Source organism: Sulfuriflexus sp. (assembly GCF_032250955.1).
GTDB lineage: Bacteria > Pseudomonadota > Gammaproteobacteria > AKS1 > AKS1 > Sulfuriflexus.
This window is the reverse complement of the sequence record NZ_JAVVES010000088.1, coordinates 1-8844: the sequence shown is the minus strand read 5'-3', so window position 1 is coordinate 8844 and position 8844 is coordinate 1. Positions and strand designations below refer to the sequence as shown.

7 protein-coding genes are annotated in these 8844 nt (G+C 58.5%); 1 reads left to right on the top strand and 6 read right to left on the bottom strand.

The window, feature by feature from the left end; translation table 11 throughout:
• Window positions 1–121: 121 nt before the first annotated feature.
• The 6 genes from lnt to RQ738_RS12435 form a co-directional block, all read right to left on the bottom strand.
• Complete coding sequence (lnt, locus tag RQ738_RS12460; protein ID WP_314165576.1) at window positions 122–1630, bottom strand: apolipoprotein N-acyltransferase; 1509 nt, start codon at window positions 1628–1630, stop codon at window positions 122–124.
• Window positions 1631–1638: 8 nt separating this feature from the next.
• Window positions 1639–2502, bottom strand: coding sequence for an HlyC/CorC family transporter (locus RQ738_RS12455; protein ID WP_314165575.1), 864 nt, complete (start codon window positions 2500–2502; stop codon window positions 1639–1641).
• Window positions 2503–2585: 83 nt separating this feature from the next.
• On the bottom strand, window positions 2586–3071 hold the full coding sequence (gene ybeY / locus RQ738_RS12450) for an rRNA maturation RNase YbeY (protein WP_314165573.1): 486 nt from the start codon (window positions 3069–3071) through the stop codon (window positions 2586–2588).
• Entirely contained in the window at window positions 3068–4060 is a 993-nt protein-coding gene (locus RQ738_RS12445) for a PhoH family protein (RefSeq protein ID WP_314165572.1), read from the bottom strand. The genes ybeY and RQ738_RS12445 overlap by 4 nt, the downstream gene beginning before the upstream one ends.
• An 82-nt stretch (window positions 4061–4142) precedes the next feature.
• Window positions 4143–5477 (bottom strand): tRNA (N6-isopentenyl adenosine(37)-C2)-methylthiotransferase MiaB, encoded by a 1335-nt coding sequence (miaB, locus tag RQ738_RS12440; RefSeq protein ID WP_314165571.1) that lies wholly within the window; start codon window positions 5475–5477, stop codon window positions 4143–4145.
• Window positions 5478–5729: 252 nt separating this feature from the next.
• On the bottom strand, window positions 5730–6467 hold the full coding sequence (locus RQ738_RS12435) for an REP-associated tyrosine transposase (protein WP_314165569.1): 738 nt from the start codon (window positions 6465–6467) through the stop codon (window positions 5730–5732).
• Between the two features lie 216 nt (window positions 6468–6683).
• Here RQ738_RS12435 and RQ738_RS12430 point away from each other — a divergent pair, with 216 nt between their 5' ends.
• A complete protein-coding gene (locus RQ738_RS12430) occupies window positions 6684–8513 on the top strand; it encodes an SLC13 family permease (protein WP_314165568.1) in 1830 nt (609 codons plus the stop codon).
• Window positions 8514–8844: the final 331 nt, after the last annotated feature.

Genomic DNA, 8844 nt, shown 5'->3' with positions numbered 1-8844 from the left:
CCCTCCAATTTCCAGAAAACTATCTCTATTGCTCCAAATTCGCTATATTTTTACCCACTAATTTTTCCGAAGAGCCTGCAATATTATTCCATTATACGCGTCATTCCGGCACTTGCCCTACTTAGCGGCGTCGATACCAGACGCCGGCACCAAGCAGGAGCAGCATCAGCACCATAACCGGCATGTTGCCGTAACGTACGTACGGTGTAATGCCGGTCATCGGCTGCACCATGCCAGTCAGGGCCTGCACGCTGAAGGCCGGCGCCCGATGTTGCACCCGCCCCTTGTGATCGACAAAGGCCGTGATGCCGGTATTGGTGGCGCGCAATAAAGGCCGGCCGCTTTCCAGGGCACGCATGCGCGCCATCTCGAAGTGTTGCAGTGGCGCCAGTGAGCGACCAAACCAGGCATCGTTACTGACATTCACCAGCATCGTCGCCTCGGTGATATTGCGGCGCACTTCCTCGGCGAAGATGATCTCATAACAAATCGTGATCGCCGCCTGCTGGCCGGCTACGTTAAGCGGCGGCTGCATGCCACCGGATGAAAAATCCGACATCGGCAGGTTGAAGACGCCACCAATACTGCGCAGGAGATTGCCGAACGGCACGTACTCGCCAAACGGCACGAGATGCTGCTTGTGATAGAACTCAAGCTGTTCACCAAGGGCAACCACACTGTTGTAGTAACGTAATTGTTCCGGGTCAGCCGTTGGCCGCCGGATGGGCACCCCGATGAGCAGGTCAGTCTGGCTTGCGCGCGCCAGGCTGCGGATGTCTTCAATGTAATCTTCCGCCACGGAATCGTAAAACGCCGGTACGGCTGTTTCCGGCCAGATAATCAAATCACTGTCGAGATGTTGCCGGGTAAGATCTTCGTAAAGGCCGAGCGTGCGTGCGCGCCCTTGTGGTTGCCATTTCTCATGCTGCGAGACATTGCCCTGCAACAAGGTGGCGCGCAGCGGCTTGCCACTGGCGCTAACCCACTCCTGACCGGTGAGGCTAAAACCGCTACCCCAGATCGCCAGCAGACATAAGGAGGCCACCAGCGGTTTTTGTCGAATCACAAACAGCAAGGCCGCGGACAGGGCCACCAGCCAGCCAAGGCCATAAATCCCTACGACCGGGGCGTAACCCGAAAGCCAGGTATCGACCTGGCTGTAACCCATGTTCAGCCACGGGAAGCCGGTGAAGAGTGTGCCCCGCAGCCACTCGGTAACCACCCAGAAGGCCGGTGCGAGCAAGACAAAACCCAACGGCCGCCTGTTGACCTGCCAGCGCGCCATGGCCCAGGCAAACAGGGCCGGAAACAGGGCCAGGTAGGCCACCATTAATAGGGTCATGAAGACGGCGAGTAGCAACGGCGAGTGCCCGAACTCGTAGATACTGACCACGACCCATGACGTCCCCGCGCCGAAGAGTCCCAGGCCAAAGAAAAATCCGCGCCACGCGGCTTGTCGCGGGTGGTTATAAGGGATGAGCAGGAAAAGCCCGAGCATGCCCAGCACGGCAAGGGCGGCAAGTTCCAGCGGGGCGTAGGCCGCAACGGTGATGGCGCCGGTCAGTAACGCCAGCAGGTTTCGGCTCTTCTCACCGCGCGCCTGAAGCCTGTTGTGCAGCCAACGATGCATGGGCAACCTCAGGTGCCGGACTCCGTGGCTTCTTGACGACGCACGATCTTGAGCAGGTGCACGCGGCGCTTGTCGGCACGCATGATGCGGAACTCGAGTTCGCCCAGCACGACGGTCTCATTGCGCTTCGGCACGTGCCCGAAACTGTTCGTGATGACGCCGCCGATCGTATCGAACTCCTCGTCGCTGTAATCGGTATCAAAGTACTCGTTGAATTCATCGATCGGGGTCAGCGCCTTGACGGTAAACTCGTGTTCGTTGAGCTTGAGAATCGCCGCGGTTTCATCGAAGTCATACTCGTCCTCGATCTCACCGACGATCTGTTCCAGCACGTCTTCAATGGTGACCAGGCCGGCCACGCCACCGTATTCATCGACGACGATGGCCATGTGGTTACGGCTGGAGCGGAATTCCTTCAGCAACACATCGAGACGTTTACTCTCCGGCACAAACACGGCCGGGCGCAGGATGTCGCGCAGGTTGAACTTGTCGGCCTCGCCACCGGCGGTAAACGATAACAGGTCCTTGGCCAGCAACATGCCGATGACCTCGTCCTTGTTCTCGCCGATTACCGGGTAACGCGAGTGCCCGGCCTCGATTACGACCGGCAACAATTCCGACAACTGTGCCTCGCGCTCGATGATGGCCATTTGCGAACGCGGGATCATGATGTCACGGACCTGCATTTCAGAAACCTGCAGGACACCTTCGATCATGGCGAGGGCATCGGGGTTGAGGAGATTGCGCTGCTCGGCATCGCGTAACAACTCGACGAGTTGTTCGCGGTCCTGGGGTTCACCCATCAGGGCCTGGCCAAGTCGTTCAAACCAGGAGCGCTGAGTGGGCTCGTTACTAGATCGGTCTTCGTTCATGCGATGCTCAAATCGCTCCCTGTCACAAAAAGGACGCGCATTGTAGCGCTTTTCTTTATGAAAATACTAATCTTTACACACGCTTAGAGACTGGCGTAGGGGTCGCCAACACCCAGTTCGGCGAGGAGCCGCTGCTCGAGCCCCTCCATCTCGGCCGCTTCGCCCTTATCGAGGTGATCGTAGCCAAGCAGGTGCAGCACGCCATGCACGACCATGTGGGCCCAGTGCGCCGGCAGCGGCTTGCCCTGCCCGGCCGCCTCGCGTGCCACCACCGGGGCGCAAATTACCAGGTCACCCAGTAACTTGACCGGGATCTCCTCGTTCTCAGTGGCTGCCAGCGCGGCGGGCAGGTCCGGCATCTCGAAGGGAAATGACAACACGTTCGTCGGCCCCGGTTTGTCGCGATAGGTCTGGTTCAGTTCGGCGCTCTCGTCCTCATCGACGATACGGATGCCGAGCGTGGCCGACGCCAGCCGGCCCTCGAGGACAGTCTCGACCCAGTGACGGATTTGCGGCTCGGTCGGCAGCCCCGTTGCCGTGCTGGCGTTTTCAAAATCGATCTCGATCACGGCCGCCGTTTGTTCTCCGCGGGGTTGGCTTGCTCGTAATCTTCGTAGGCGTTGACGATGCGGGCCACCAGCGGGTGGCGGACGACGTCGCGGGAGAGGAAGAAGTTGAAACTGATGCCATCAACATCCTTGAGCACCTCGATGACGTGGCGTAGCCCGGATTTCTGGTGCGTCGGCAGGTCGATCTGGGTGACATCGCCGGTGATGACGGCCTTGGAACCAAAACCGATGCGGGTCAGGAACATCTTCATTTGCTCGACACTCGTGTTTTGCGCCTCATCAAGGATCACGAAGGACTCGTTCAGGGTACGGCCACGCATGTAGGCGAGGGGCGCGACCTCGATAACATTGCGCTCGGTGAGCTTGGCGACCTTCTCGAAGCCGAGCATTTCATACAGGGCATCGTAGAGCGGGCGCAGGTAAGGGTCGACCTTCTGCGCGAGGTCACCGGGCAGGAAACCGAGGCGTTCCCCGGCCTCGACCGCCGGCCGCACCAGCAGGATGCGGCGCACCTCGTCGCGCTCAAGGGCCTCCACCGCGGTGGCAACGGCGAGGTAGGTCTTGCCGGTACCGGCAGGGCCGACGCCGAAATTGATATCGTGGTTCTGAATCGCCTTCACATAACGTTGCTGGTTTGGTGTGCGCGGCTTGATCTGGCCACGGCGGGTGCGGATGATGATCGGCTCGTCATCGAGCTTGGGCTGCACAACATTGGCCAGCCCCGTGCCTTGCAGGAACAGGTGTACCTGCGCCGGGCTCAGGGTCTCGTTCGCCGATTCGGCGTAGAGGCCGTTCAGTACCTCGCCGGCGGCACGCACCGAGTCATCCTCACCGATGACCTGGAAACGGTTACCGCGGTTATTGATTTCCACCCCCAGCGAGCGTTCGATCTGGCGCAGGTGCTCGTCAAACTGGCCACAGAGATTGGCCAGCCGCAGGTTATCGGGAGGGTCGAGGACAAACTGGTTCGATTGTAGGTGTTCGCTCAAAGTGATTCCGTGTGGCTACTTATATAGAAAGATAATGAAAGGCCGGTGCCCGTGCAAGCTCGCCGGCAGCGTTGACGGGCTATCAGGCAAAAGTACGCAGGTAATCACCGCGCAGGGAATTCGGAAAGGCCTCGGTGATGTGCAACTCGACGAACTGGCCCACCAGCGCGGCATCACCCTTGAAGTTGGCGACGCGGTTATTTTCGGTGCGGCCGCTAAGCTCGTTCGGGTCTTTGCGTGACGGGCCGGTGACCAGCACCTTTTGCCTGCTGCCTACCATGCTGTCACTGATCGCCGCCGCCATCTCGCTGATGCGCCGTTGCAGGCGGCCCAGGCGGGCCTGCTTGACGATGAGGTCGACGCTGTCCGGCATGTCCGAGGCCGGCGTGCCCGGGCGCGGGCTGTAGATGAAACTGAAAGAGTGGTCAAAACCGATGTCCTCGATGAGTTTCATCGTGTCTTCGAAATCAGCATCGCTCTCGTTCGGGAAACCGATAATAAAATCCGATGACAGGCTCAGGTCCGGACGCGCCTCGCGCAGGCGGGCGATCAATTCACGGTAATCGGCTGCCGTGTGATTGCGCTTCATCTCGGCCAGCACCTTGTCCGAACCCGACTGCACCGGCAGGTGCAAGTGCGAGACCAGCTCCGGCACGTCGCGGTAGGCCTCGATCAGGGCATCGTTGACCTCCTGCGGGTGCGAGGTCGTGTAGCGGATGCGGTCGATGCCATCGATGGCAGCAACGTACCGGATCAACAAGGCCAGGTCGGCCACATCGCCGTCATGCATCGGCCCGCGATAGGCATTCACGTTCTGGCCAAGCAGGTTCACCTCGCGCACACCCTGCGCCGCCAGCCCGGCCACCTCGGCGATGACGTCGTCAAACGGCCGGCTGACCTCCTCGCCACGCGTGTACGGCACCACGCAGAAGGTGCAATACTTGCTGCAGCCCTCCATGATGGAGACAAAGGCCGTCGGCCCCTCGGCACGCGGCTCCGGCAGGTTGTCGAACTTCTCGATCTCCGGGAAGCTGATATCGATACAGGGCTTATGCTTCTGCTCGGTTTCCTTCAGCATCTCCGGCAGGCGGTGCAGCGTCTGCGGGCCGAAGATCATATCCACGTAGGGCACCCGCAGGCGGATCGCCTCGCCCTCCTGGCTGGCGACACAGCCACCGACGCCGATAACCAGCCCCGGGCGCGCCTGCTTGAGCTGGTTCCAGCGTCCCAGCACCGAAAACACCTTTTCCTGCGCCTTATCGCGCACCGAGCAGGTATTCAGCAACAGCACATCCGCCTCTTCCGGCGACTCCGTACGTTCCAGGCCGTGCGAATCGCGCAAGGCGTCGGCCATGCGCGACGAATCGTAGTCGTTCATCTGGCAGCCGAAGGTCTTGATAAATAATTTGCGCGTCATAAGGGTATTACTTTGGAAAACGGGGAGTGGAAATTAGCATTTTGGTTGAATTTTATCCAGTGGGATCAGGCGTTTTACCGTTTCCCGACAGGGTTCATCTGGGGTCTGATATTTGGGGTCGCGATACTCGGGGTCGGAGTCGTTGCCTGAAACTCGGGGTCGGAGTCGTTGCCTGCAGATGCTCATGACGCAAACACCAGCGTCACGGCTTGCCACCCCACAGCATCACAACACCCACACGACTCCGACCCTTTAAGAACTAACCAACTTCGCTACCTTAAGCAAAAACTCGGCTCGACCAATGCCCAGCCCCTTTTCCGTACCTCGACGAATATCGGTCAACTCCTTTCGAGTCAGCACCTCGTCAAAAAGCGAACGATAATACATCAATCCAGCGGGGCCTGAGTTGCTGTCTACAGGTGCTTTTGGCTTGCTCGCCAACATCACGGCTCGCGGTTCCAGCGAATCACCACGCCCGCACGACTCCGGCCCTTTATCCACATAATTCAAATACAGTTCGTGAGGCGTAACCAGAGCATCTTTTTTACCTAAAGCATTTGCCTGATAACTGGAGTATGGATAATCCTCAGGTTTGCTTACAATTCCCGCGCGCACCGGATTGAGTTCAATATAGCGATAACAGGCTAGCAAATAGTCTTCCGTATCAACCAGGCCCACCTTGTATCGGCCCTCCCACAAAGAACCGCTGCGATGATAACGACGATTAAAATATTGCGCATAGCGACGCCCAACCGACTGCATCGTCCTCGGCAATGACTCGGCATCAGCAGGCGTCACCAACAAGTGAATATGGTTATGCATGAATACCCATGCATGAATTGAAGACTGATGGCGAATTGCCGCCTCACACAGACATTTGTAGAAAAAACGAAAGTCATCGTGGCAGGCAAAAATCGGATCGCGGTTATGTCCACGCACCACCACATGCTGAGGTTGATCGGGCAAATAAAGACGGGGCCGTCTAGGCATAATATCTTCCTTGATATTCTTGCTATATAAAATGTGTTACAAAGGCTAGCGATAAAGATACTTCGCTGTCAACCAGGCCAACCATGGTACGAAAAACCGGAAGGTGCAGAAAATCAATGGGCTATGCGATTTTGACTCCGACCCCTAAGAACCCCTAAGGTGGGCCACCGCTTTGGCGTAGACTTTGTCGAGTAGCCGCGCACAGGACTGAACGATATGGATCTCCCTGCCCTTCCCGACAGCCATGGTCTGGCTGTGCTTTTTCTGGTTGTTGTCGCCCTGTTTCTCTTTACCCGAGAACGGATCCCGCTCGAGACCTCGAGCCTGGTGGTGCTGGCGATCCTGACCGCCGGGTTTGGCCTGTTTCCCTATGAGGCGGATGGGGCGGTACTCCATGCGACCGACTTTTTCTCCGGCTTCGGCCATGAGGCGCTGGTGGCGGTCTGCGCCCTGATGATCGCCGGACAGGCGCTGGTGCGTACCGGCGCCCTGGAGCCTGTGGGACGCCAGCTCGCCCGGCTCTGGTCGGTAAGTCCCACGCTCTCTTTGCTGCTGACCCTGCTGGTGGGCGCGATACTCAGCGCCTTTGTCAACAATGTGCCGATCGTGGTGCTGCTGCTGCCCATCCTGGTCAGTGTATCGCTGCGCAGTAAACAACCGGCGTCGGCGATCCTGATGCCGATGGGCTTTGCCACGCTGGTTGGTGGCATGAGCACCACCATCGGCACTTCAACCAACCTGTTGGTGGTCTCCGTGGCGGCCGATATGGGGCAGCCGCACATGAGTATGTTCCACTTCTTTGTGCCGGCCGCGCTTGCCGGGGGCATCGCCATCCTTTTTCTCTGGCTCATTGCACCGCGGATGATTCCCCGACGCGAGGCGCATATGGAAGACACCTCACCGCGTGTCTTTACCGCCCACCTGCATGTGGATGAAGAAAGTTTCGCGGCGGGAAAGACCCTGGCGGAACTGAATGAAAAGGCTGGTGGTGCCCTGAAAGTGATGCAGATCTACCGTGGCGAGAATACCGTTCTGACCCCCTTGCCTGATGTGTTGCTCAAGGCCGGCGATCGAATGAGCGTCAAGGATACACCGGAAAACCTCAAAGAGCTGGAGACGGTGCTGGGAACAAAACTCTACGCCGGAGATGCCATGGTGGATGAGGAGCATCCGCTACAGGACGAGGAGCAGCAGCTGGCCGAGATCGTGGTTACCCAGGGCTCACCGCTGGAGGGCAACGCCCTCTCGCACATTCGTTTTGCCGATTACTACCAGCTGGTAACCCTGGCACTGCACCGGGCCGGCAGTGCGATACGCACTCTCAAAGCGGATGTGGGGGATGTTCGCCTGAACGTGGGTGATGTGCTGCTGGTACAAGGCAGCAGCGAGCAGATCGCCGAGCTCAAACGCAGCGGTGAGCTGTTGGTGCTCGATGCCACCAGTGACCTGCCGACAACAAAACGGGCACCGATCGCCTTGACGATCATGGCGGCCATCGTGGTGGTGGCGGCCCTGGGTATCTTGCCCATCGCGATCAGTGCAACTTGCGGGGTGTTGCTACTGCTGCTGACCCGTTGTTTGAGCTGGCGCGATGCCGCCCAGGCACTCAGCACACCGGTGATTATGATCGTGGTGGCGAGTCTTGCCCTGGGTTCGGCGCTGCTGAAGACCGGCGGGGCGGATTTTCTCGCAGCACTTTTCGTCGACCTGAGTGCCGGCAGCTCCCCGACGGTGATGCTCAGCGGACTGATGCTGCTGATGGCGGTGTTGACTAACATTGTTTCCAACAATGCCGCTGCGGTGATCGGCACCCCCATCGCTATCAGTATTGCACAGCAGTTGGGGCTGCCGGCGGAGCCCTTTGTGCTGGCGGTGCTGTTCGGTGCCAATATGAGCTATGCCACCCCCATGGCCTACAAAACCAACCTGCTGGTGATGAATGCCGGCGGTTACAAGTTTAACGACTTTGTTCGTGTCGGTATCCCGCTGACAGTGATCGTCTGGCTGGCACTGAGCTGGTTGCTGCCGATGATGTACGATCTCTGAGCAACGGAAGGGTATTGGAAGTATACCCCCCCCTTTTGCTAATCCAACGGGGTCGGAGTCTGTGTCTACAGATGCTTTTGGCCTGTTCGCCAACGTCGCGGCTCGCTGTTCCCGCAAATCACCACGCCCGCACGACTCCGACCCCTTACTCGTTCAGACAAGTAAAGAAAAGTTACTCGCGCGCGGTAAGCGCGAAAAAAACAACTGCTTTTAAAAACTTAAAAGCCTTTTAAAAAAACTGTCGGATTACGCTAACGCTAATCCGTATATGGTCTCCTCCCGTTTTGCAAGTCTTTGTGTTATCGGTGACAGGGACAGGATTGCTTCCGTA